The organism is Occultella glacieicola (assembly GCF_004353825.1).
Taxonomy (GTDB): Bacteria; Actinomycetota; Actinomycetes; order Actinomycetales; family Beutenbergiaceae; genus Occultella; species Occultella glacieicola.
In genome coordinates this window covers 334756-358859 of sequence record NZ_SMNA01000006.1, presented here as the reverse complement: position 1 = coordinate 358859, position 24104 = coordinate 334756, and the positions used below count along the sequence as shown (strand labels likewise).

Genomic DNA, 24104 nt, shown 5'->3' with positions numbered 1-24104 from the left:
GCCCAGGCGCCGGCCCCGACGACCTGAGAGGCCCCCCGTGACGACTCCAGCCGGTTGGTTCCCCGACCCGAGCGGCGCCGACCAGCTTCGGTACTGGAACGGCGCGACCTGGTCGGATCAGGTTGCCCCGAACGGACCGCAGCCGAGCGGGTACGGGCAGCCGAGTTCGGCCCCCGGGTACGGGCAGAGCGGTGTGACCGAGCCGTACGGGCACAACGCGGGTGGCCCGTCCGGGCAGGGGGCCGGTGGGGCGCTGTCCGGCTACGCGGCGGCGCCGGCCGCCTACGCCAGCGACACCACGAGTGCGTACGGCAGCGCCAGCGCCTTCGGCGGGGCCGCCTCGGGTGCGCAGCCCGGTGGCCCCGGCTACTACGGGCCCGCCGGCGCGCCACCGCGCAGCGGCAACCAGACCCCGGTCATCATCGCGGTCGCCGCGGTCGCGGTGCTCGTGATCGCCGTCGCCGCCTTCTTCGGGGTCCGGGCGCTCACCGGCGGCGGCGACCCCGGTCCCACGGCGGGCCCGACGGCCGCGCCGCCGGTGACGAGCGGGCCGACCGCCGCGCCGACCCCGACGACCACCCCGTCACCGACCTCGCCGCCCACGCAGGGTGCGCCCGACTCGGTGGGCCTGGGCGCCACGTCCAGCGGGGTGCTCCCGGCCGACGGCACGTGGGACGGCGTCGTCTCCGTGACGGATCCCGGGGTCTATGCCTTCATCGGACATGCCCCGGACGGCTTCGACCTCACGCTCACCCTGCTCGACGCGAGCGGCCGGGAGATCGCGTTCAACGACGACGCGCCCGGCGACGCGGACCTCCTGGTGTCCAACAATCGCGATGCCCTGCTGGGCCGGTACCTGGAGCCCGGTGACTACACGGTTCGTGTCGCGGAGTACTACGGTGCCGAGACCGGCTTCGACCTGACCGCCGACTTCCTGGACGTCGTCACCGAGGTCCCGACCGACGGCACGTACACGATCGACGTTCCCGCGGACAACCTCTGGTTGGGCTACGTCCCGGTGGCGGCGCAGGGCATGGTCACCATCGACGTCCGCAGCACGACCGACGCCGACCCGGTCCTCACGGTGGTCCACCCGGACGGGGCCGAGGAGGGCGCCGACGACCGGGGCGTGGACACGGCGGCCGAGTTCGGTGGCGGCCAGTACGACCCCTACCTCACGTTCGCGGTCGAACCCGGGGTGTACCTCGTGATGGTCTCCGACTGGTCCGGAGCGGCGTCCTCGGCGAGCATCTCGATCACGGTGGACTGACGACCCGCCGGCACGGTCGGCGCGCATCCCGTCGACGATCCAGAGCTCCCCGAAATCTCGCTCCTCGATCGCCGGACGGCGGCGATTCGCGAACCTTACACTCCAGATGTCTTGGGCTGCGGCCCGGCCTCCCGTCGTAGCCCAATCTCATCGGTGCCCGTTCCGGGCCCATCGCTTTGGAGGTTCGCTGTGAGTGCAACTGCTGGCTGGTTCCCCGATCCGGAGGGGCAGGACCGGCTCCGGTACTGGGACGGTTCCGCCTGGACCGAGAACTACGCGCCCAAGCCGGGCGCGGCCGATGCGGCGACCGCCGCCACCCCGGCCGTCGGTGCCTACGGCGTCGCGACCGGCGCCCCCGCGGCACCTGCCGCCCCGTCGACCCCGGCCCCTGCCGTCCCGTCCGGCGGGTACGGCCAAGGGAGCGCCCCGGGTGTGCCGCCGGCAGCCCAGCCCGGCGCCGCTGGGCCCTACGGGCAGCCGGCCGTCCCGGGACCCTACGGCCAGCCGGCCGCTTCCGGGGGCTACGGACAGCCCGGCGCCGGATACGGCGGTGGCTACGGGACCCCCGGCGGCCCGCGGAAGAACAACACCGGGCTGATCGTGGCGATCGTCGCCGTCGTGGTCCTCGTGCTCGGGGTTGCAGGCTTCTTCGGGTACCGCGCCCTCAACCCGGACGACCCGGCACCGACCGCGGGGCCCACGCCGGGACCGACCGACGGGCCCACCGAGGTCGCCGATCCCCCCACGACCGACCCGGTCGTCGGTCCCACCGATGCCCCGACCGGCGACATGCCGGAGATGGTCCAGACCCTGACCATCGGCACGGCGGCCACGGGTTCGTTCCCGGCCGACGGGAGCTGGGGTGCCCTGCTCCCGGTCAGTACCCCGGGCGTCTACCTGCTGCACGGCGTCGCGGACGGCGGCGAGGACCTCCAGCTGACCGTCTTCGACGAGGAACTGAACGCGATCTCGTTCATCGACGACGTTCCGCAGGGTGGCGACGGCCTCCAGCCCAACTCCCTGAACCCGCTGCTGCCGATCTACCTCGACGCGGGTCAGTACGCGGTCGTGATCACCGAGTACGCGGGCGCCGCCGCCTCGTTCCAGGTGCTGGCCGAGGACCTCACCGCGATCCCGGAGCTGCCGCAGGACGTGGACGTCGACATCTCGATGGAGGCCGGGAACGTCTGGATGAACTACGTCGTCGTCGATGCCGCCGGTTCGCTGACCATCGACGCCCGGACCACGAACGGCGCGGACCTGCTGATGACGGTGATCAGCCCGCTGGGCGGCTGGATCTCGAACGACGACCGCGGTGCCGACATCGCCGCGCAGGTCGGGGGCGACTCCTACGACCCCTACCTCGAGGAGGCCGTGGACCCGGGTGTGTACATCCTGATGATGTCGGAGTACGCCGATGGCGCCGGCGCGGCCGTCATCTCCGTCAACGTGACGTGACCGGCGCCCGGACCGGCGGGGCCGGAGCAGTCATAGTGCCCACCCTGCCCAGCCGGTCCGGACGCAGGTCCAGCCGCCGCAGCAGCTGGGCGTTCAGGGCCACCACGACTGTCGAGGCGGACATCATCAGCGCACCCGCCGCCATCGGCATGACGAACCCGACCGGAGCGAGTACCCCGGCCGCGAGCGGCACCGCGACCAGGTTGTAGCCCGCGGCCCACCACAGGTTCTGCTTCATCTTCCGGTACGCGGCCCGGGACAGCTCGATGATCGAGAGCACGGCCCGCGGGTCGTCCGAGGCCAGGATCACTCCCGCCGACGCGATCGCGACATCGGTCCCGGCGCCGATCGCGATGCCGACGTCGGCCTGGGCCAGCGCCGGTGCGTCGTTCACTCCGTCGCCGACCATCGCCACCACGGCGCCGCGGTCCTGCAGGGCACGGACCTTCGCGCTCTTGTGCTCTGGGTGGACGCCGGCGAAGACCTCGGTGATGCCGAGCTCGGCGGCCACCGCGCGGGCCACCGGCTCGGCGTCACCGGTGATCATCACGACGTCGATGCCACGTGCGCCCAGAGCCGCAACCGCCTCACGGGACTCCGGCCGGATCTCGTCGGCCAGGGCCAGCGCGGCGACCGGTTCGGCGTCGACCAGCACGTGCAGGACGGTCCGGCCGGCCCCGGCCTGCTCGGCCAGCCAGGCGGCCTCGTCCAGCGGCGCCCGCCCTGTCGTCTCGAGCAGCCCGGGACCACCGACCGCGACCTCGTGGGGTGAACCTGCGCCGTCGGGCACCGTGGCCCGCACGCCCTGACCCGGCACCGCCCGGAAGTCGGTGGCGACGGGCACCGTCAGGCCCCGCTCCGCCGCCGCGCTGACGATCGCGCGGGCCAGCGGGTGCTCGCTCGCCGCCTCGGCGGCGGCTGCGTACCGCAGCGCCTCGTCGGCGTCCGGCCCGACGGCGGCCGTCACCGAAAGCAGGGCGGGGGTTCCCTTGGTCAGGGTGCCGGTCTTGTCGAAGAGCACCGTGTCCACCGTTCGCATGCGCTCCAGCGCCATCCGGTCCTTGACCAGGATCCCGGCCCGGGCCGCGCGCTCGGTGGCGATCGAGACGACCAGCGGGATGGCCAGCCCGAGTGCGTGCGGGCAGGCGATCACGAGCACCGTGATCACACGGATCAGTGCGTCCTCCGGGGTCCCCAGGACGAGCCAGGCGACCAGGGTGAGCACGCCGGCGCCGAGCGCGAACCAGAACAGGGCCGCCGCGGCCCGGTCGGCCAGCAGCTGGGCACGGGAGGTGCTCGAGCGCGCCTCCTCCACGAGGCGTCCGATCCCGGCGAGGGCGGTGTCCTCGCCCACGGCGGCCACCCGGACCCGGATCGCGGAATCCGTGGCCACGGTGCCGGCGACCACCCGGGTACCCGCGTCACGACGCACCGGCGCGGACTCCCCGGTGATCATCGACTCGTCGACGTGCGCGGAGCCGTCGACGACCTCACCGTCGGCCGGGACCCGGCCGCCGGGGCGGACCAGCACGACGTCACCGACCGCCAGGTCCGCCGGCGCCACCTCCGTGATCCGGTCGCCGTCCACCAGTTCGGCCCGGTCCGGCAGCAGTGCGGCGAGGGAGTCGAGTGCGGAGGTGGTCTGCGCGAGCGAGCGCATCTCGATCCAGTGCCCGAGCAGCATGATCACCACGAGCAGGGCGAGCTCCCACCAGAAGTCCAGACCGGCCGGGAACAGCCCGAGGCCCGACCCGACCGAGGCGACGAACGCGACCGTGATCGCCATCCCGATGAGCAGCATCATGCCCGGCCGGCGGGACCGGAGCTCGGCGACGGCGCCGGCCAGGAACGGACGCCCGCCCCAGACGAAGATGACCGTGCCGAGCACGGGGGAGACCCAGGCCGTCCCCGCCGGCAGGGTGTAGCCGAGAAGGTCCGCGAACATGCCGCTGAACAGGACCGTCGGGATCGCCAGGACGAGCATGATCCAGAACAGGCGGCGGAACTGGGCGACGTGACCCGCGTGGCCAGCGTGGCCCTCGTGCGGGTCGTCGCCCTCGTGCGGGTCGTGACCCGCATGGCCGTGCTGCTCGTGGTGACCGGTCTGTGACTCCATGCCCATGGCAACAACATACCCCCCGAGGGTATTTCTTCGAGGGGTATGTTGCGGGCCGGTCGGGCCGAGTGCTCAGGCCTGGAGCTTGAGCGCCTGGCGCCAGGTGAGGGCCGTGCCGCCCTGCATCACCGCACGCTGGTAGATGCGTTCGCCGAGCCGTAGCAGCCCGTACGCCGCGACCGCGGTCAGGGCCAGGGAGACGATGCCCTGCCAGGGCGCGACGTCCCCGGCGAGCATCCGGATCGGCATCGCGACCGAGGAGACCACCGGGACGAAGCTCGCGACGTCGAGCCAGATGCCCTCGGCGAACAGCCCCACGAACAGGGCCACCATGATCACGGTGATGATCGGTCCGGTGTTCGACTGCAGGTCCTCGCTGCGGCTGGCCAGCGAGCCGAGCACGGCCCAGACCGCGGCCAGCGCCGTGAAGCCGACCACGAAGAAGGCGATGAACCAGCCGGACGCGCTGAGGATCCAGCCGATGTCGCCCGCCAGGCCGGTGAGGTTGACCGCGGTGAGGCCGACCACGCAGTAGAGCAGGATCTGCGCGAACGCCAGCAGCGAGTTGCCGAGCACCTTGCCGTAGAGCAGCTGCCGGATCGGGATGGCGGTCGCGAGGATCTCCACGACGCGGTTCTGCTTCTCCTCAAGAACGGAGTTGGCGATGGTCATCCCGAAGACGATCGCGGCCATGTAGAACAGGAACGCGAAGACGAAGCCGACGACGAACGCGAGGGCGCCCCGGTCGGCATCGGGGTCGAGGTACTCGGTCGTGACCGTCGAGCCTGCGGTGAGCTCATCGAGGGTGGTGCCGGCGGCCTCGGCGTTGGCCGCGAGGACGGATTCGCTGACGGCCGTCGTCAGCGCGGCCGCGAGATCGGTGTCCACCTCGGTGCCGCCGAGCAGCACCCAGCCGTCGTCGCCGGCGACCAGGCCGGCGTCCACGTCGCCGTCCAGCACCGCGGTGCGCAGGGCGTCCTCGGAGTCGAACTCGGTGAGCTCGAGGGTGTCCCCGCCCTCGGTGACGACCTCCGTCGAGGCCTCGGCGACCACGGCCGCCTCGGCCTGGCTGGTGCCGACCGTGAAGTCGGAGGAGCGGTTGCCGACCACGGAGCCGATGATGACGCTGGCTGCGATCATCGCGAGCGTCACCACGGTGGAGATGACGAAGCTCTTGTCCGTCAGTTTCACCATGATCTCGCGGGTGGTGACCACGAGCCAGGGGTGACGCACGGGGGACGGCGGCACCGGCGGGCCGTCCGGGGCCGGCGCCAGGGTCTGCGGGTAGCGGTCGGTGGCGGTCATCGGGTCACCTCGCGGTAGATCTCGGACAGGGACGGGACGATCGGCGCGAACTCCGTGAGGCCGCGGTCCGCGGCGCGCTTGAGCAGGGGCTCGCGGGTGCCCTCGGCCAGTTCGAGGACGGCGCGCGGGCCGTCGACATCGAGGACGGTGACGCCCGGGACGTCCCGGAGCCAGCCGGCGTCCGGTGCGGTGACGATGCGGTAGCGCGTCGGCCCGGCGTTGCGGAGGTCGTTCGCGTCGCCCGCGGCCATGACCTTGCCGTCGGAGAGGACCACGAGCGAGTCGCAGAGCCGGTCGACGAGGTCGAGCTGGTGGCTGGAGAACAACACCGGCACACCCTGGCGGAGGCGGTCACGGAGCAGGTCGACCATCGAGTCCACGGCCACCGGGTCCAGGCCGGAGAACGGCTCGTCCAGGATCAGCGCGGTCGGTCCGTGCAGGAGCGACGCGGTGATCTGGACGCGCTGCTGGTTCCCGAGGGACAGCGACTCGAGCTTGTCCTTGACCCGGTCGGCCAGCCCGAACCGCTCCAGCAGCCGCGTGGCCTCCTTCGCGGCATCGCCACGGCTCATCCCGCGCAGCTGGCCCAGGTAGCAGAGCTGGTCGAGGATGCCCTGCTTCGGGTACAGGCCCCGCTCCTCGGGCATGTACCCGAACCGGGAGCGGTCCGCGGGCGTGATCGGCCGGCCGTCCCAGATGACGTCGCCGCCGTGGATCTGCAGGACGCCCATGATCATCCGCATGGTCGAGGTCTTGCCGGCACCGTTCGCGCCGACGAAGCCGGTCATCCGGCCCGGTTCCACGGTGAATGACACGTCGTCGACCGCCACCTTCTCGCCGAAGCGCCGGGTCAGTCCCCGCACCTCCAGCGTGGCGTCTGTCTGCCTCATCTGGTCCTCCCGTTGTCGAGCTGGTCCTCGCCGTGGCGCTGGTCGCTGCCGTCCGGCCTGGTCCGAGCCTAGGAAACGGGGATGCCACGGCGCGTCGGCCGCACGGGGGAGCCGTCAAGATCCGCCGCGAGGGGGAGACCGGGTCGTCGGGAGGAGACCGGCTGCGCCGGGTCGTCAGTCGTGGTGGCCGACGAGGCCGGCCCGGTGCGCGAACACGACGGCCTGGACCCGGTCCCGGGCCCCGATCTTGGCGAGCACGTGGGAGACGTGGGTCTTCACGGTGGACTCCCCGACGAAGAGCTCGCTCGCGATCTCCGCGTTCGAGTGCCCCTCCGCGAGGAGGGCGAGCACGTCCCGCTCGCGCGCGGTCAGACTCTCGACGGCGTGGGCCGACACGGTCGTGCTGGTCGCCTGCCGGCAGCGTGCGCCGTTCTCGCTCGAGCCGCCCTCGCTCGGGCCGGTCGGGCCGGTCGGCCCGGTCGTCCGGGCGGGGGTGCCGGACGGCGCCGGTTCGGCGGCCAGTCGCGCGATCACCTTGACGGTGACCTCCGGGGACAGCAGGGCATGGCCGTCGGCGACGGCCCGGATCGCGGCGACCAGGTCGTCCGGGTCGGCGTTCTTGAGCAGGAACCCGCTCGCGCCCGCGCGCAGCGCCGCGAACAGGTAGTCCTCCCGGTCGAACGTGGTGAGGATGATCACCTTCGGACCACCGGCGGCGACGATCCGCTCGGTGGCGGCGATCCCGTCCAGTACCGGCATCTGCACGTCCATCAGCACCACGTCGGCAGGCGTGGCGGCGAGCAGCTCGACGGCCCGGGCGCCATCGGACGCCTGGCCGACCACCTCGATGTCGTCCTCGACCGAGAGCACCATGGCGAAGCCGGACCGGACCAGGGCCTGGTCGTCGACGATGGCGACGCGGATGGTCATCGGGCCTTGAGCTCGCTCTCGGTGTTCGTGTCGGTGCCTGGTTCCGGCCTCGGGTGCGGGCCGGCGTCGCGGAGGTGGAAGCGGGCCCGGACCCGCCAGCCCGAGCCGGTCCGGCGTGGGCCGATCTCGGCCTGGCCGCCGTGCAGCGAGACCCGTTCGCTCACCCCGCGAAGACCGTACCCGGTCCCGGACGTACCGCCACGCGGCTGTCCGTCGTCGAGCACCTCGACCTCCACGAACGGGCCGGCCGGCGCGTCGGAGGCATCGCCATCGCCGACTTCGGACCCGGCCGCCGCGGTCCCGGTCCTGAGCGTGACAGACGCGGAGCCCGCGGTGGAGTGCCGGGCCACGTTCGTCAGGGACTCCTGGACGCAGCGGTACACGGACAGCCCGAGCGCCGGCGGCACCCGGTCCAGGTCGCCCGGCGCGGCCTCCACCCGGGTCAGGGTCACCTGCAGACCGCGACGGCGGTGCCGCTCGGCCAACCCGTCCAGGTCCGCGAGCCCGGGCTCGGGCGCGCGCGAGTCACCCGAGTCACCCGGGCGGCCGGTCTCCGTCTCGCTGCGCAGCACCCCGAGCAGGGACCGCATCTCACCCACGGCTTCGCGGCTGGCGCCCTCGATGGTGCGCATCGCCCCTTCGGCCGACTGCGGTGATCGGGTCAGCACCCGCCGAGCGGCGCCGGCCTGGATCCCGATGACCGAGATGTGGTGGGCCACCACGTCGTGCAGTTCGCGGGCGATCCGCAGCCGCTCGTCCACGACGGCGCGGCGGGCGAGCTCGTCGGACTGCGCCCGGATCCGTTCCGCCTGCTCGGCGAGCCGGGACCGGTGCAGGGCGGTCCGCCAGGAGTTGCGGCCCACGAGGATGGCGCCGCCGAAGTACGCAAGGTTCAGCACGGCCGTGTACAGCCCGTAGGCGACGACCGGTTCGAGCGGGCCGACGCCGTCCCCGAAGGACTCCGCGAACATGCCCCGGGAGATGGTGAACGAGATGACGATCCAGGCCGCCATCTCGAGCAGCACCAGCGCCACGGAGATCCAGAGGAGTCGCCGGTCCCGCGCCCACGCCACGGCCGCATAGAGGGTGGCGAAGTACGCCACCTGGAAGGGGGCCTGGACGCTGGCCTCGGGGCTGAGGTAGCTGAGCGTCAGGAACAGCACCGACGAGATCAGCAGCGCGATCAGCGGAAAACGCCTACGGATGGCCAACGGGGCGATCATCGCGGCAACGGCGACGAACGCGCGCCAGGTGGCCTCCGCCTCGTTCACCATGCCGAACGACTTCGTCGCGACCGTCATGCCGAGGCCCACCAGGACGAACGCGAGGGCGCCGACGATGTCGCGGCGCTGCTGGTCCCGGGAGGGGCCGGGTCGCTCCCAGAGCGGCTCCCCGGGGTCGTTCAGCCAGGCGAACAGGCGGGTGGACCAGGCGGCCCGGACCTGCCCGTCGGCCCCGGCGGCGTCGGCCGGCCCGGGGCCCGCGGTCGGCGAACTCGACGGGGTGAACATGACTACCGAGGTTATCCGGCCGCCCACCACGGCCGCGTCCGTCGCGCGACGGAGAACGATGCCGGGTTCAGTGGGGCAGGTCCGCGAGGATCGCGGTGGCGCGGGGGTCGCCGGCGAACTCGTCGGCGAGGTCGGCCCGGCGTGGGTCGGTGCTCGGGACCACAGCGGTCACGGCGACGGCCACGGCCACCGGGTCGCCGGCGGTGGCGGTCAGGTCGGCCACCCCGGTGCTCGCCGAGGTCAGCGCCACGAGCACCGCGTTCGTGCCGCCCCGCTCGGCCACGGCGGCGAGGCCGTCGGCCGCCTGCCCGAGGACCGAGGCGGACACCAGTGACTGGATCACGTCCCGGTCCCGGAGCGCGGCCACCGCCGGCCCGGTCGCGGGGGTGCGTGTGTGGGCGACCGGTTCGGCCGTGACCTCGCCGGATCGATCGCCGCCACCGGCACTCCCGGGACCACCGGCACGACCGGCACTGCCGGCACTGTGCGCCCGGTAGGACACGGTGAGCGTGTACGGGCCGGGGTCGGGCAGCAGCGGCTCGGACGTCGCGGTGCACAGGAGCAGGACGCCCGACTCGAGCGTTCGACCCGGCCCGAGCTCCGTCTCGCGGGGGAGGCTGTCCGCCGGCCATGGCCAGCCGGCCCGGAGCGTGCCCGCCGGCCCGGCCGCGTCGATGACCAGGTCGCCGTCGGCGAGGTTCAGCCGGGCGTTCACGGTGACCGGCTCGGCGCCGGTGTTCGTCAGGGCGACCACGCCGAGCAGGGCCTGGTCCGACCCCGACCGCGCGGGCACGGTCAGGGTCAGCGTCAGCGTCGAGCTCATGCGGGTGATGCTGCCACGAAGTCCGCCACGATGGCCTCCGCCGCAGCCAGGTCAGCCTTGCCCTTGCGGGCCCGCTTCGCCCGGCCGAGGGCGTCCGTGACCACCGGGGCATCGGACTCCACGGGGCTCGCCACGGTCGCCGCGAGCCGCACCATCTCCTCCGCCGACCGGCCCTGCATGGCCAGGTCGAGGAAGTGCTTGGCCTCCTCGGGCGCCGCCTTCCGGGCAGCGGCCCGCCCGCCGTCGTCCGCCGCGCGGGCGTCGGACCGATGGTCCACGTGCGCGCGGGCGAAGGAGTTCGCCAGGACCAGGGCCGCGGCGGCGCCGGTGTCGGCGTCGTGGTGGGCCTCGGCCACGGCGACCAGCCGGTCGCGAACGGCGGTGTCCGTGCCGAAGTCACCCAGGGCGAACGCGCGCCCGACGGCGGAGTCGAGGGTCTGGGCGGCGATGGTCACCTCGGTCTCCGTGGCGGCCGTGCGCACGTACACGGTGGCCCGCGGGCTGCGGGCCGTGCTGAACAGGTCCACGTCGAACTCGGCGCGGACCACATGGGTGCCGGGCTGGGAGAAGGTGATCCCCTCGCTGGTGAAGAAGAGTTGCATACGGGCGGACAGCGACTCGCCCGGGGCGAGCACCGCCGTCGGGCGGGTTCCGCAGGCGACGACGACGTCCCGCACCTGGTCGAGGCTGCCGTCCGGCAGCACGTGCTGCAGTCGCAGGTACCCCTCGGCGAGGTTCAGCCTGGCCGTCACCTCACGGGGCTCGTCGCCGGTGTTGGTGAGCGTGAGCTCGGCGGTCACGTACTCGCCGACGTAGATCTCACCCGGCAGGGTCAGTTCCAGACGGAGGCCCTCGGCGTCGTCCCCGCCGCCCAGACCGGAGGCGTCGGTCGGGACCGGAAGACCGGAGGAGAGGCTGCCGTGCCCCCACCCGAAGTTCTGCCAGCCCGGGCGCACCTGGGGGTCGGGGGCGTGGATGAGGGAGTCGCGGTCATGCACGGCGAACGCGAACGTGGCATTGCCCGGGTAGGGGTTCGAGACGGACGCGAAGGAGATGACGTCGCCGGTCTGGTTCATGATCTCGGTGCCGATCGGCGGGTCGTGGACGTCGTGCTTGGGGTGGAACAGGTTGAGCGCATGCCCCGCCTCGTGGACCATCGTGCGCAGCAGCGCCGCCGGTACGTCGTTGATCGCCTGACCGCGGGCGCCCGCCTCGATCACGCTCGAGTTGCTCAGCGTCGCGTCGGCGAACCCGACGGCGCCCTCCCGGGGGACCGAGTCGTCGTCGAACATGACGCCGAGGAGCCCACCCTGCGCGGAGCCGATGAGCAGCCAGAGCCGCCACGGGTCGGCGGCGCCGGGGCCACGGTGGCTGGTCAGCAGGGTCTGCAGCTCGGCCATGCTCAGCGACGCATCGCTGGGGATGTCGAGCTGGTCCACCCGCACCCGGACGTCCCAGCCGGCCGACGCGTACACGTTCTGGAACGTCCGCGAGACGCCGTGGTTGAGCGCCGAGGCGGGCCAGTCCCGGCCGGTCATGACGTCCACCTCGACGGCGCAGCCCCGGTAGGAGTTCGACGTCTTCCTCGCGTTCACGTGGTACGCGACCCCTCCGATCGTCGCGGTGCCGGACATGGTGGCGACCTCGGCGCGTGCGAGGATGCTGCGCGTGCAGGTCAGGGTCATCGTCCCGGAGTCCGTCGAGACGAAGTCCTGGCTGGTCCGGTTCCAGACGTGCCGGCGCAGGCCGAAGGTGAGCGTGCCACCGGAGTAGGTGACGCCGGTGGAGCGGAAGTACCAGGAGTACTGGTTCGTCGGCAGCTGGGGGTAGGAGGGGAACAGCGGCGCCCCGTTGACGCCGCGCAGGACCAGGTCGGGGTTCAGGTCCTGGTCCTGCCCGCCGGCGTCCGGCGGTCCCGGCGAATACGATTCGGCCTCGTCCTGGAAGGCCGTCCGCATCGACTCCAGGGTGCCGAGGATCGGGGTGCGCCGGACGTACACGTCGCCGCTGACCCGCAGCGAGGTGTCCCGGACCTCGATCCGCATCGGCCCACGGATCTGTTGCGCGGCGATCACGGGTATGGGCCGGGACGCGGTGAACTCGATCAGCCACGACCCGTTCAGCACCGGCAGCGAACACGGGCGCCGGACCTGGATCGGGATGTGTGGTTCGACCGGGATCCGTGGGTCGATCGGGATCCGTGGCTCCACCGGGATCCGTGGGTCCACCGGGGCCGGCCTGGGCCAGAACGGCAGTCCGCTCAGGAGCGGGCCGATCACCGGCAGGTCCAGCAGGTCGCCCTGCTCGTCGTAGTACAGCGGGCCGTCGTCGCCGCAGCAGCCCGACCCCTGGTCGTCGTCGCTCATGTGTCACTCCCGGTGCGGGCCCGGCGTCATTGCCGGACGTCCTCCATGGTCACCGGCGAGGAGGCCGGCGAGGAGGGTGCTGATCGGGTGGTCCGCGGGTGAATTCGGACGCCGACCGGGTGAGCGGACGCCTCGGTCGTGGACGCGGCGGCAATGGGCTGCGGATCCCCTCCGCCCCGGACCGGGCCCGGGTCAGGGCAGGTGTGCCTCGAACCGCTCCCCGGCCAGCGGCACCGCGTTCCAGGCGGCGGTGGCCACGCCGCCGGCGCCGCGCAGCCGGAACCGGTGCGGCATCTCCGCGAGCAGCACGTCCGCCTCGAACGTGCCGTCGGCGCGCCAGCCGCCGCGTGCGAGGACCGTGGTGGCCTCCCGGGAGCGGCCCCGGGTCGGGTTCCGGTCGTGCCCGACGGCGGCCGTCACCTCGGTCTCGACCCACACCGAGGGCGCGCCGTCGATGCGCACGGTGCCGCCGTCGAACGTGAAGCTCGCCTGCCAGCCGTCGTCGGCCGGGGCGACCTGCACCCGGGTGCCGGCCGGCAGCGGACCCGGCCCTTCGCCGTCGGGCACCACGAACGTGACCGGCGATACGGGCCCCATGGGCGCTGTGGGTGCGGCGCCCGGGTCGGCCCCGACCACCGGCAGGGCGAGCGACGCGAGCCGCTCGGCGAGCCGGTCCCCGGCCGCCGGGTCGGCGTCCGCGGTGCCGACCGCTGGGAGCAGGTGGTCCCACGCGGCGTCGAGGATGCCCTGCATGTCGTCGGTGACCGAGGTCGTGGCCAGCACCAGATCCGACTCGGGCACGACCACACAGAACTGCCCGTAGGCGCCGTCGCCACGGAAGCCGTGCCGCCCCATCCAGAACTGGTAGCCGTAGCCCTGGGCCCAGTCGACGTTGGTCGCCGGGTCGGAGTCGGTGCGCACGTGCGACCGGGTCGCCCGCGCCACCCAGCCCTCCGGGAGCACCTGCTCGCCGTTCCAGCGGCCGTCGGCGAGCAGCAGTTGCCCGAACGCGGCGATCGCCTCGGTGGTCAGGTGCAGGCCGGAGAAGCCGATCGCCCGGCCGTGGCCGTCGTCGTCCCAGTGCCCGGGGGTGATGCCGAGGGGCTCGAACAGGCGGGGGCGCAGGTAGTCGGTCAGGTGGGTGCCGCCGAGCTCCTGGACCAGGGTGGCGACCACGTAGGTGCAGGAGTTGTTGTAGACGTGTCGCGAGCCGACCTGGTCCTGGGGCGGCTGACGCAGGAACCCGCGGACGAGGTCGCCGGGTTCGAGGTCGTAGGCGGTCCCGAGGGTGTCGGCCGTGTGCCCGGTGGACATCGACAGCACGTGGTGCACGGTGAGCGACGCCACCGCGGGATCGACGTCGTCCGGTACGTGCGCCGGCAACAGGTCGACGACCCGGTCGTCGAGGGAGAACAGCCCCTCGGCGATCGCGAACCCGGCCGCCGTGGAGGTGAACGACTTGCTGAGCGAGTACAGCAGGTGCGGTCGCTCCGGGGCGTAGGGCGCCCACCAGCCCTCGGCGGCCACGGCGCCGCCGTGCACCACCATCAGGCTGTGCAACTCGATCCCGCGGTCCTCGACCGCGTCCAGGAAGTCGCCGATCCCGGCGGCCGAGATGCCGGCGTCGGCGGGGGCGGCGCGGGGGAGGAGGCGGGTGGTCTGCGCGGGTGACGTCGTCGACATGGTCCGAGCCTAGAGGGACCGATCCCGACCGCGGGAGACCGGGGCTCCGGTCCCATCCGGTCCAGGCTGCGAGGATGAGGGCCATGACGTCCTGGCAGGAGCACGCGATCTGGTGGCAGGTGTACCCCCTCGGCTTCGTCGGAGCACCGAGGGAACTGGGGGAGCCGGCGCCCGAGCCGACCCAGGCGACCCATGGTCTACGTGACCTGATCGACTGGCTCGACTACGCCGTCGGGCTCGGCGTGTCCGGGATCGCGCTCGGCCCGATCTTCACGGCGAGCACCCACGGCTACGACACCCTCGACCATCTCGCGATCGATCCGCGACTGGGCGATCGAGCCGACTTCGACGCCCTGGTCGCCGCCGCCCACGAACGTGGCCTCAAGGTGATGCTCGACGGCGTCTTCAACCACGTCGGGCGGGAGCACCCGGCGTTCCGGGCCGCGCTCGAGGAGGGGCCCGGGGGAGCTCGGGCGCGGCTGTTCGACCTCACCTGGGACGAGTCCGGATCGCCGGTGGCCGGCACCTTCGAGGGGCATGACGCGCTGGTGGCGCTCAACCACGAGGACGACGCGGTCGCCGAACTGGTCACGGAGGTGATGCTGCACTGGTTGCGTGCGGGCGCGGACGCGTGGCGGCTGGATGCGGCGTACGCGGTGCCCGCCGCCTTCTGGCAGCGGGTGCTGCCGGCGGTGCGCGCCGAGTTCGGCGAGGCGTACGTGGTCGGGGAGGTGATCCACGGCGACTACGCGCAGATCGTCGCCGAGTCCGGCATGGACGCGGTCACCCAGTACGAGCTGTGGAAGGCGATCTGGAACTCGATCCGGGAGCGGAACTTCTACGAGCTCGACCACGCGCTCGGGCGCCACAACGAGATGCTCGACACGTTCGTGCCGCTGACCTTCGTCGGCAACCACGACGTGACCCGGATCGCGACCCAGATCCCCGACCCGCGGATGCGTGCCCACGCCGTGGTGACACTCATGACCGTGGGTGGGACGCCGTCGGTCTACTACGGCGACGAGCAGGGGTTCGAGGCGGTCAAGGAGGAGCGGTTCGGCGGGGACGACGCGATCCGGCCCGCCTTTCCCGGCGCGCCGGCGGACCTGCCGGAGGGCGGCTGGGACGTCTACCACCAGCACCAGGAGCTGATCTCGGTGCGGCGCCGGCACCCGTGGCTGCGCACGGCGCGTACGGCTGCGCTGAGCCTGGCGAACGAGACGTACGCGTTCGAGGTGGTCGGCGACGGCGGGCGGCTCGTCGTGTTGCTGAACGTCGCCGACGGCGCCGCGCGGGTTGACGGGGTCGGCGTCACCTCGGTGGTGGCCGGGCAGGCCGAGGTCGGCGACGGCGGGTGCTGGGTCCGCGTGCCGGGGCACGGGTGGGCGGTGCTCGAGTAGGGCGCTCCGACGGTCGGGGCGTGCCGACACATCGGCGCCGTCGGTGTCGGGCACGCGACGGAGGGGCCGTCGCCTCGCCGCCGTCGGCCCGCGGGTCTAGCGTGCTGTCACCGGCGCGCACGCCCGCGCCCGGGAGGTTCGAGGAGGAACCACCATGGCCAACCACACCTACGGCGTCTCGGAGATCGTCGGCACGTCCCCGGACGGCATCGACGCGGCGATCTCGAACGGCGTCGCCAAGGCCGCCCGGAGCGTCCGCAACCTCGACTGGTTCGCGGTGAGCGAGGTGCGTGGGCACATCGAGGACAACGCCGTCGCCGACTGGCAGGTGACGATGAAGCTGGGGTTCCGGATCGAGGAGTGACTCACCTCGCGGCTGCGCCGAGCGTCGCGACGATCCAGTCGTTCCGGGTGGTGAGCAGACGGGTCAGGTAGCCCGTCAGCAGCAACCGGTCCGCCACCCGGCCGACCGGACCGAGCGGGGAGGCGAACTCGACCAGGTCGCTCATGAGCGTCCCGGCGTCGACCGCCTCGAACCGGTGCTCGTGCCACCACCGGGAGAACGGGCCGGAGACCTGCTCGTCGACGAACCGGTGCGGCGCCTCGTACTCGACGACCCGCGAGGTCATGGTGAACGGGATCCCGAAGTGGCGGGCCCGCCAGGTCACCGACTCGCCCGGTCCCAGCACGCCGGCGGTGACCGGCCCGACCGCACGCTCGCCCGAGCGCGCCATCGACGCGGTGTGCGCATCGACCGAGAGGCTCAGATCGAAGCAGGCCTCGACCGGTGCGGGAACCAGGGTCTGGAGTCGGATCGTGGGCACGGGAGCGAGCCTATGCGCCCTGGGCCCCAGCCGATCGGCTCGTCCACAGGAGGGTTGCGGGCCTTCCCAATGTCCGTCGCGGGGCGTAGTGTAGTACGTATGTTCGATCGACCCGAGGGCGAGAGCCACCCGCAGGCGAAGACGCCGTCGGGCGAGTGCTGTGCGAGCTCGGTCGTTTCGCCGAGTGCGGCCGTCCGGGTGATCGACTACGCCGCGCTGGATGAGACCGCGTTGGCCCAGTTGTCCCCTGAGGACCTGGCCGAGGTGGCCGCGTTCGAGCGGGAGATGGAGTACCAGGACTGGTACGCGGAGTTCGTCGATCAGTTCGACGGGCTGCCTCCGGACGATGCGCGCGTCGACCTCGCTCCCGATAGCGGTGTCGACGCCATCCGGCCCACGGCCCGCGTGGCCCGCGTGGCCGGCGAGCCCGGGAGCACAGGCGAGTCCGGCACTGCTGGGCCGGATGGCTCGAGGCGTCGCGTGGTGCGCGCGGAGGTGCCCGAGGACCTGGGCGGGGACGATCTGCCGCGTGTCGACGCGCAGGCGTTGTCGAGGCGGCCTGTGGACGGGTTCCTGGTCGATGAGCTCGATCGTGCGGACCTGGCCGCGATGGCGGACCGCGAACTCGTCGACGCCCTGGCCTGCTACCGCCGTCTGGAATCCGCCGCCGCGGCGGGGGTGCGGGAGGTCGCCGCAGAGTTGGCATCCCGGGACACGATGATCATGGCCCGTCCTCGTGCGGTGGGTAAGGACCGGCGTTCCGTGAGTCCCTTGCCGCCGACGAGATCGCGCCGAAGGTGGGGTGTTCGAAGCAGGAGGCCAACCGGCTGGTCCGGGTGGGTCAGTTCCTCCGCGGGATCGCCGCCCCCACCGGGGACGCGCTGGCACGCGGTGACATCGATGCCGGTAAGGCTGACGTGATCGCGGTCGCGGTCTCGGTGTTGGACGCCGAGGACGCGTTCAAGGTTCAGGACGAACTGTTGCCGAAGGCGGTGCTCTGGACGAGGCATCGGGTCGCCCGGGAGGTCGCGACGCTGGTCGCGGCGGCAGACCCGAGCCTGTTCACCCAGCGGGCCGCTCGCGCCAGCACCCGCCGGTACGTGGGTCGCGCCCGGGTTGACGTGGACGGGATGGCCGCTCACTCGGTGTACTGGCCGGCCGCCGATGCGCTCGCGCTGGACCTCCTTCTGGACAGTGCGGCGTCCTCGGCCAAGGCCGCTGGTGATCTCCGGACCCTGGAACAGTTGCGTGCGGACGTGCTCGCCGATCTCGCCGCCCACGGCCTCGGCGTGGGCCAGGTCGGCGATCTGAGCGGATTCAGCCTCCAACTCCGGACCGGCCCGTGCGCCCATGAGCATCAGCATGGCGACGATGTCGCAGATCGCGCCGGCGAGCAGGACGAGGCGTCCGCAGGTGACCACGGCCAGATCACGGCCGGAACTGCGACCGCTGACTCCGGGTCTGGCCCCGGGTCGGAGACTGAGACTTCCGCGCCCGCCACCGTGGGCGAAGCTGATCGCGATCCCGCCCGCAGCCGCGAAGACCAACCCGAGAGCGCGGATGTGCTTCGCACCGGTGGGTCCGAGGGGTCGGGTGTGCCTGCGGCCGACCCGGCCGGTGGGACCGAGGGGACGGATGTGCCCTCCAGTTCGTTCGGCGAGACGGGTGGGTTCCATGGCTCGTGGCATGGAGCGGACACCGGGGCCGACCCAAGGGTCTTCAACCCGGCTCCGGATCGAGGACTGCCGCGGATCTGGCCGGTCGGGGTGCTCGGCGGCCGGCGCGCCCAGATCCTGATCCGGGTGCCCCTGTCGACGCTGATGGGCGGTGACCTGCCCGCCGACGTCGAGGGGCTGGGGCCGATCCCGGCCGACGTCGCCCGCGCGTTCGCCGCGGGCGGGCAGTGGAGACGCCTGGTCACCGACCCGATCACCGACCGGGTCATCGACTACGGCACCACCAGGTACATCCCGCCGCAAAACATGGCCGACCGGATCAAGGAGAACGAACCACACTGCACCGCGCCCGGGTGCTCGGCCACCGCCCGGATGACCGAGCTCGACCACCGGATCCCGTTCCCGCTCGGCCCCACCAGCGACGACAACCTCGACCCCAAGTGCCGCCGCTGCCACCTGCTCAAGACCCACGGCGACTTCGAGGACGAGGTCGACGCGCATGGCAACCGGTTCTGGCGCACCCCGACCGGTCACGTCTACATGCGCACCCCCGACGGCACCATCACCGAACTCCCCAGAACCCGACCCGCGAGCTCCGGAGGCCCCAGCTACCGCACCGCACCCGACCCCGACGAACCAGCACCCTTCTGAGCCATGGATTCACTTCGAGACGGCTTGGGGTCCCATTCCTCAGACGGCGCGACCGAGGCGGGCGAGCAGACGGGTCTGGCGATCGGCGCCGTCGGGCGGGACGACGGCCGGCCCACAGATGCCGTCCATGTACAGGGTCGGGCCGAAGCTCTCCGCGCCCGCCTCGATCATGTCGAGTTCGTACCCGGTGAGCGCCTCGTCGGTGCCGGTGGCGCGCGCGATGTCCCAGCGGTGCACCACCATGTCCCAGACGTAGAACCGCTCGAACGTCGCACCGATGGTGGTCGGTCCGAAGAATCCGTCAAAGCCCCGTGCGGAGACCTCGGGATCGGCGAGCAGTGCCGAGACTCGCGCCGAGTGCACACTCCAGCCGGCGGCGGGATCCCCATCGACGTCCGGCGCCGGACCGAGGTCCAGGTCCTGTCCGGTGAGGAACTCGCGCTGCGTCTCGATCAGGTGGCGGACCACGTCCCGGGCCGACCAGCCTTCGCACGGCGAACTGGAGGACCAGCCGTCGCTCGGGACCGAGCCGAGGAGCGCGGACAACGGTTCATCGACCCGACGGTGGGCCGTCGCCGGGCCGCGCGAGCTTGCCGCCGTCTTCGTGCCAGTTGTCGAACTCGTCGTATCGGTCGAACTGGTGTTGTCGGTCGTGTTCATCGGGAGGCTCCGAACGGGTTAGCGACGTGCGCGGCGGCAGCGGCGCTGGTGAACTCTGATGCCTTCGACGCTAGCCAGGTGCGGGAGGCTTGGTCTTGATGAAATCCGACAGTGGCCCGTTGCGGCCGATCGACACCATCGAGCGTGCGCACCTGAAGGAACCCGGGGACGCCTCCCACACGATGTTCCGGTACGAGCCGGACCCGGCACTGCACGGCCTAGTGGAACGGTTCTGGATCCCGGTCTGGTCGGTGCCGCCGGGACAGGAGGCGCCCCAGCGGGTGCTCCAGTATCCGCACTGCCTGTTCGTCATCACGAACACCTACGCACGGTTCTATGGTGTGGTCTCGGGGCTGTCCACCACCACGCTCACCGGCGACGGATGGGCCGTCGGCGTGATGTGCGCACCGTCGGCCGGCTACCTGATCACGGGCCGGTCGGTCTCGGAGTACACCGACACCCACGTCCCCGTCGCCGACGTGCTCGGCGCGGCGGGGGAGCAGCTCACCGAACGGGTCCGGACCGTCATGCGGTCCGACCCGACCGCAGCCACCGCCCACGGCGAGGCGATGGCTGCCTACACCGACGTCCTGCGCGGCTCCCTGCCGGTGGACGAGGAGGGCCAGCTCATCAACGCCGTGGTCGCGTTCGTCGAGCAGAACCCGGACGTGCTCCGGGTGGCCCAGGTCTGCGCCGAGTTCGACCTGACCGAACGGTCGCTGCAGCGGCTGGTGCGGCGCCGGGTCGGGCTGAGCCCGAAGTGGCTGATCCAGCGGCGCCGGCTGCAGGAGGCGGCGCAGCGGTTGCGGGAGCAGCCGCGCAGCCTCGCCGACGTCGCCGCCGTGCTCGGTTACGCCGACCAGGCCCACTTCAGCCGCGACTTCACCAGGGTCACCGCGCTCACTCCGAGGGAGTTCGCGAAGGCGTGGGCGGGCGTGGCCGGCCCCGCCTCCTGAGCGGGAGGCCGACGGCGGCCGGTCACCTTAGGCGTAGAACGCCGGCTTCTCGATGAGGTCGACCGTAAACTCCTGGGATCCGTGCGCGCGCAGTGACCGCACGCCGGCGTCGCACACCACGGCGGCCGCGTACCCGTCCCAGCTCGTCGGCCCCACGATCTCGCCGGCCTGCACGGAGTCGATCCACTCCTGCAGCTCGGTCTCGAACGCCGCCTCGAACCGCTCGTTGTAGTCGGCTGCGATCCGGTTGCCGCGCCCCGTCGGAGAGGTACGCACGGTGGCGTTCTGGTCGCTCAGCGCGATGAGGCCACGCTCGCCGACGACCTCACACTTGATGTCGTAGCCGTAGGTGTTGTTGACGAAGATCTCGACGTCGATGAGCACGTCCGAGGCGGTCCGCAGCACCAGCATGAGCGGGTCGGAGAGGTGCGCGAACGCACTCGTGGTCCGCTTCGGCTTGTCCACCCGGGCGGAGACGATCTCCTCGCCGAGGAGGAACCGCATCACGTCGATCTCGTGGATCGCGGTGTCCGTGATGGACATGCCCTCCAGGTAGGTCTGCGGGGAGTGCGGGTTGTGGTGGCGGTTGTGCACGATGAGCGCGGCACCGAGCTCACCACGCTCGAGCGTCGCCTTGATCTCCCGGTACCCCGCGTCGTAGCGGCGCATGAAGCCGACCTGGACGAGGCGCCGACCACCACGCTGCTCGGCATCCATGATGCGCAGGCACTCGGCCGCCGTCGGGGCCAGCGGCTTCTCGCAGAAGACCGGCTTGCCGGCCTCGATCGCGCGGACCACCGAGCCCTCGTGCGCCGGCCCGAAGCTGGTGACCATGACCGCGTCGACGTCGTCGGCGTCGATCAGCGCTGCATCGTCGGGGTACACCGCCGCGCCGATCGGTTCCGCGACCCGCTGGGCGTGGGCGGGGTCGATGTCGGTGACCGCGACCACGCGGCCGCGGGCCAGCCGGTCGCTGATCCTGGCGATGTGGGCGCGGCCGATGCCGCCGGGGCCGATGATGCCGATGCGAACGCTCATGTGCTGGTCCTCGTGGGTCGGGTTCGTCGGGCGCGGGTCAGAGCAGGCCGAGGCCGCACTCGGCCAGGTACTCGCGGGTCTTGATGGCGTTCGGCAGCGGCAGCGCCGGGTCCGCCGGGTACAGGTCCTGCTCGAGGATGACGTAGAGCTCCTTGTCGAGGTCCGCCAGCGCCTCGATCAGCTGCGGCATGTCCGGCTCGCCCGCCGGCGGTCGCACCGACGCACCCCGCGCCACGGCCTCACCGAACGGCCAGTCCAGCTCGTGGGCCTGCCGCACGAGTTCCGGGTCGAAGGCCTTGATGTGCACGTAGGAGATCCGGTCGGGGTAGGTCCTGATCATCTCGATCGGGTCGCCCTGACCGTAGACGATGTGTCCGGTGTCCAGGCAGAAACCGACGTACTCCGGGTCCGTCGCCGCGAACACCCGGTCGATGTCCTCGGGCGTCTCGATGTGGGAGTCGCCGTGCGGGTGCAGCACCATCTTCAGCCCGTAGTCGTCCTTGAGGAGCTTGCCGAGCCGGTTCGCGTTCCGCACGTACAGGTCCCACGCCGCCGGTGTGAGCTCACGATCGTCGATGAACTCCCAGGTCTTGTCGTCCCGGAACAGCGGGGGCAGGTGCACGAGGTACTCCGCTCCGACCTCCGCGTGCGTGGCCGCGATCGCCCGGAACGTCCGTTCCGTCTCCGCCCACGCCTCCTCCTTGTGCAGGATGCCCCAGCCGGTGCCCGCGACCACCCGGAAACCGCGGGCGTCCATCTCCTGCTGCAGCCGCTCGGGGTCGGTGGGGAAGTACCCGAACGGGCCGGTCTCCATCACCGAGAACTGCGCCTGCGCCATCTCGTCCAGCGCGGTCTGCCACGGGATCTGCTGCTCGTCCTGCGGGAACCACACGCCCCACTGGTCGGGGCACACGCCGACCGTGAGCTTGCTGTACCGGGGGTCGGGGTTGTTGGCCTTGCTCGGCTGGGTCATGGGTCGGGGCCCTCTCTGGTGGACGACGGCGGAGGTCGGGTCGGGTGCGTGGGTTGCGGCTGGTCGTGCTGGGAAAGCTCATGCTGGCCTCGACCCGGCTGTCCCGGTGCGGCCAGCGCGTGGTGATCACCTTGTTGCGGGTGTAGAACCGCACGGCTTCGGGGCCGTGGGCGTGGTGGTCACCGAACAGGGAGTCCTTCCAGCCGCCGAAGGAGTAGTAGGCGACCGGGGTCGGGATCGGCACGTTCACCCCGACCATGCCGGCCTCCACGCCATGGCTGTAGCGACGTGCGGCTTCACCGGAGCTCGTGAAGATCGCCGAGCCGTTGCCGAAGGGGGAGGAGTTCACCAGGTCGAGCGCCTCGTCGAGGTCGGCGACCCGGAGCACCGTCAGCAGTGGCCCGAAGATCTCGTCACGGTAGGCGGACATCTCGGGGGTGACGTTGTCCAGCAGGGTCGGCCCGACGAAGTAGCCACCTCCGTGCCCGGGCACGGTGACGTCCCGGCCGTCCACGACCACGCCGGCACCGGCCGCGACGGCCTCGGTCGCGGCGCGGATCACTCGTTCGCGTGCCTGCGCCGTGATGACCGGCCCCATGTCCGTTCCCGGGTCGGAGCCGGGACCGACGGTGATCTTCTCGGCCTCGGCCTTCAGCGCGGCGAGCAGCGGCTCCGCGGCGTCCCCGACGGCGACCGCCACCGGCACCGCCATGCAGCGCTGCCCGGCCGAGCCGAAGGCACCCGAGGAGATCTGTGCCGCGGCGAACTCGAAGTCCGCGTCCGGCATCACCACGGCGTGGTTGTTCGCCCCGCCGAGCGCCTGCACCCGCTTGCCGTGCGCGATCCCGACCTGCTGGACGTACCGGGCGATCGGGGTCGAGCCGACGAACGACACCGCACCGACACCGGGGTGCTCGAGCAGGGCGTCCACCGCTTCCTTGCCGCCGTGCACCACCTGGAACACGCCGTCGGGCAGGCCCGCCTCGGCGTACAGGCGCGCGACGAAGTTCGCGGCGGAGGGGTCCCGCTCGGAGGGCTTGAGGATGAACGCGTTTCCGGTGGCGATCGCGACCGGGTGCATCCACATCGGCACCATGACGGGGAAGTTGAACGGCGTGATGCCGGCGACCACACCGACCGGCTGGCGCAGGCTGTGCACGTCGACCCCGGTGGACGCGTCGGCGCTGAACTCGCCCTTGCTCGCCTGGTTGATCCCGCACGCGAAGTCCAGCGTCTCGCGGCCCCGGCCGATCTCGCCGATCGCGTCATCGACGGTCTTGCCGTGCTCGGCGGAGATGATCCGGGCGAGTTCGTCGGTGTGCGCGACCACGAGCTCACGCATCCGGAACAGGATCTCGGTACGCCGGGCGAGCGAGGTCGCCGCCCAGGCCCGCTGGGCGGCGCTCGCCGCAGCCACGGCCGCGTCGACCACGGACCGGTCGGCCGTGGCCAGCTCGGCGATGACCGCCCCGGTGGCCGGGTCGTGGACGGGCGTGAGCGCGCCCCCGCCGTCCACCTCGGTGCCGTCGATCCAGTGCTTGATGGTCCTCATCAGGGGTGGGCCCTCCATGGGT

At 72.2% G+C, this 24104-nt stretch carries 19 protein-coding genes and 1 pseudogene; 7 read left to right on the top strand and 13 right to left on the bottom strand.

The genetic code is table 11. The features are described 5' to 3' along the window. Window positions 1–37 precede the first annotated feature (37 nt). Window positions 38–1270, top strand: a complete 1233-nt coding sequence (locus EXU48_RS14410) for a DVUA0089 family protein (RefSeq protein WP_165962817.1) — start codon at window positions 38–40, stop codon at window positions 1268–1270. Window positions 1271–1459: 189 nt separating this feature from the next. Next, window positions 1460–2728, top strand: a complete 1269-nt coding sequence (locus tag EXU48_RS25350; protein WP_133108342.1) for a DUF2510 domain-containing protein — start codon at window positions 1460–1462, stop codon at window positions 2726–2728. On the opposite strand, the gene EXU48_RS14400 is transcribed toward EXU48_RS25350, so the two are convergent. From EXU48_RS14400 to EXU48_RS14365, 8 genes are all read right to left on the bottom strand, one after another. Continuing rightward, window positions 2715–4850 (bottom strand): heavy metal translocating P-type ATPase, encoded by a 2136-nt coding sequence (locus EXU48_RS14400; RefSeq protein ID WP_133108341.1) that lies wholly within the window; start codon window positions 4848–4850, stop codon window positions 2715–2717. The genes EXU48_RS25350 and EXU48_RS14400 overlap by 14 nt on opposite strands. A 66-nt stretch (window positions 4851–4916) precedes the next feature. Beyond that, complete coding sequence (locus EXU48_RS14395) at window positions 4917–6149, bottom strand: ABC transporter permease (RefSeq protein WP_133108340.1); 1233 nt, start codon at window positions 6147–6149, stop codon at window positions 4917–4919. Continuing rightward, entirely contained in the window at window positions 6146–7039 is an 894-nt protein-coding gene (locus EXU48_RS14390) for an ABC transporter ATP-binding protein (RefSeq protein ID WP_133108339.1), read from the bottom strand. Before EXU48_RS14390 ends, EXU48_RS14395 begins: the two co-directional genes overlap by 4 nt. A 174-nt stretch (window positions 7040–7213) precedes the next feature. After that, entirely contained in the window at window positions 7214–7969 is a 756-nt protein-coding gene (locus EXU48_RS14385; protein ID WP_133108338.1) for a response regulator, read from the bottom strand. Continuing rightward, on the bottom strand, window positions 7966–9480 hold the full coding sequence (locus EXU48_RS14380; RefSeq protein ID WP_133108337.1) for a sensor histidine kinase: 1515 nt from the start codon (window positions 9478–9480) through the stop codon (window positions 7966–7968). The genes EXU48_RS14385 and EXU48_RS14380 overlap by 4 nt, the downstream gene beginning before the upstream one ends. 67 nt (window positions 9481–9547) lie before the next feature. Then, a complete protein-coding gene (locus EXU48_RS14375; RefSeq protein WP_133108336.1) occupies window positions 9548–10303 on the bottom strand; it encodes a hypothetical protein in 756 nt (251 codons plus the stop codon). Next, on the bottom strand, window positions 10300–12669 hold the full coding sequence (locus EXU48_RS14370; protein WP_133108335.1) for a hypothetical protein: 2370 nt from the start codon (window positions 12667–12669) through the stop codon (window positions 10300–10302). Before EXU48_RS14370 ends, EXU48_RS14375 begins: the two co-directional genes overlap by 4 nt. Window positions 12670–12861: 192 nt before the next feature. Next, entirely contained in the window at window positions 12862–14352 is a 1491-nt protein-coding gene (locus EXU48_RS14365; protein ID WP_133108334.1) for a serine hydrolase domain-containing protein, read from the bottom strand. Window positions 14353–14435: 83 nt separating this feature from the next. On the opposite strand from EXU48_RS14365, the gene EXU48_RS14360 reads away from it, so the two are divergent. Next, a complete protein-coding gene (locus tag EXU48_RS14360; RefSeq protein WP_133108333.1) occupies window positions 14436–15752 on the top strand; it encodes an alpha-amylase family protein in 1317 nt (438 codons plus the stop codon). A gap of 154 nt (window positions 15753–15906) precedes the next feature. Next, complete coding sequence (locus tag EXU48_RS14355; RefSeq protein WP_133108332.1) at window positions 15907–16116, top strand: dodecin; 210 nt, start codon at window positions 15907–15909, stop codon at window positions 16114–16116. A gap of 1 nt (window position 16117) precedes the next feature. On the opposite strand, the gene EXU48_RS14350 is transcribed toward EXU48_RS14355, so the two are convergent. Next, window positions 16118–16576: an SRPBCC family protein gene (locus EXU48_RS14350; RefSeq protein WP_133108331.1), complete on the bottom strand. Its 459-nt coding sequence runs from the start codon at window positions 16574–16576 to the stop codon at window positions 16118–16120. Window positions 16577–16675: 99 nt separating this feature from the next. Between EXU48_RS14350 and EXU48_RS25100 the strand changes: the two genes are divergently transcribed. After that, entirely contained in the window at window positions 16676–17497 is an 822-nt protein-coding gene (locus EXU48_RS25100) for a hypothetical protein (protein WP_133108330.1), read from the top strand. Continuing rightward, window positions 17413–18903, top strand: a complete 1491-nt coding sequence (locus EXU48_RS14340; RefSeq protein WP_133108329.1) for an HNH endonuclease signature motif containing protein — start codon at window positions 17413–17415, stop codon at window positions 18901–18903. Before EXU48_RS25100 ends, EXU48_RS14340 begins: the two co-directional genes overlap by 85 nt. A 39-nt stretch (window positions 18904–18942) precedes the next feature. Here the strand turns inward: EXU48_RS14340 and EXU48_RS14335 are convergent, their stop codons facing one another. Next, a complete protein-coding gene (locus EXU48_RS14335; protein WP_133108328.1) occupies window positions 18943–19563 on the bottom strand; it encodes a TIGR03086 family metal-binding protein in 621 nt (206 codons plus the stop codon). Window positions 19564–19661: 98 nt separating this feature from the next. Between EXU48_RS14335 and EXU48_RS14330 the strand changes: the two genes are divergently transcribed. Then, window positions 19662–20519: a helix-turn-helix domain-containing protein gene (locus EXU48_RS14330; protein ID WP_133108327.1), complete on the top strand. Its 858-nt coding sequence runs from the start codon at window positions 19662–19664 to the stop codon at window positions 20517–20519. A 27-nt stretch (window positions 20520–20546) separates the two neighbouring features. On the opposite strand, the gene EXU48_RS14325 is transcribed toward EXU48_RS14330, so the two are convergent. From EXU48_RS14325 to EXU48_RS14315, 3 genes and pseudogenes are all read right to left on the bottom strand, one after another. Then, complete coding sequence (locus EXU48_RS14325) at window positions 20547–21557, bottom strand: Gfo/Idh/MocA family oxidoreductase (protein WP_133108326.1); 1011 nt, start codon at window positions 21555–21557, stop codon at window positions 20547–20549. 37 nt (window positions 21558–21594) lie between these two features. Continuing rightward, entirely contained in the window at window positions 21595–22371 is a 777-nt protein-coding gene (locus EXU48_RS14320; RefSeq protein ID WP_407938739.1) for a TIM barrel protein, read from the bottom strand. Between the two features lie 226 nt (window positions 22372–22597). Next, a pseudogene (locus tag EXU48_RS14315) lies at window positions 22598–24100 on the bottom strand (CoA-acylating methylmalonate-semialdehyde dehydrogenase); the annotation flags it as partial. Between the last annotated feature and the right edge of the window lie 4 nt (window positions 24101–24104).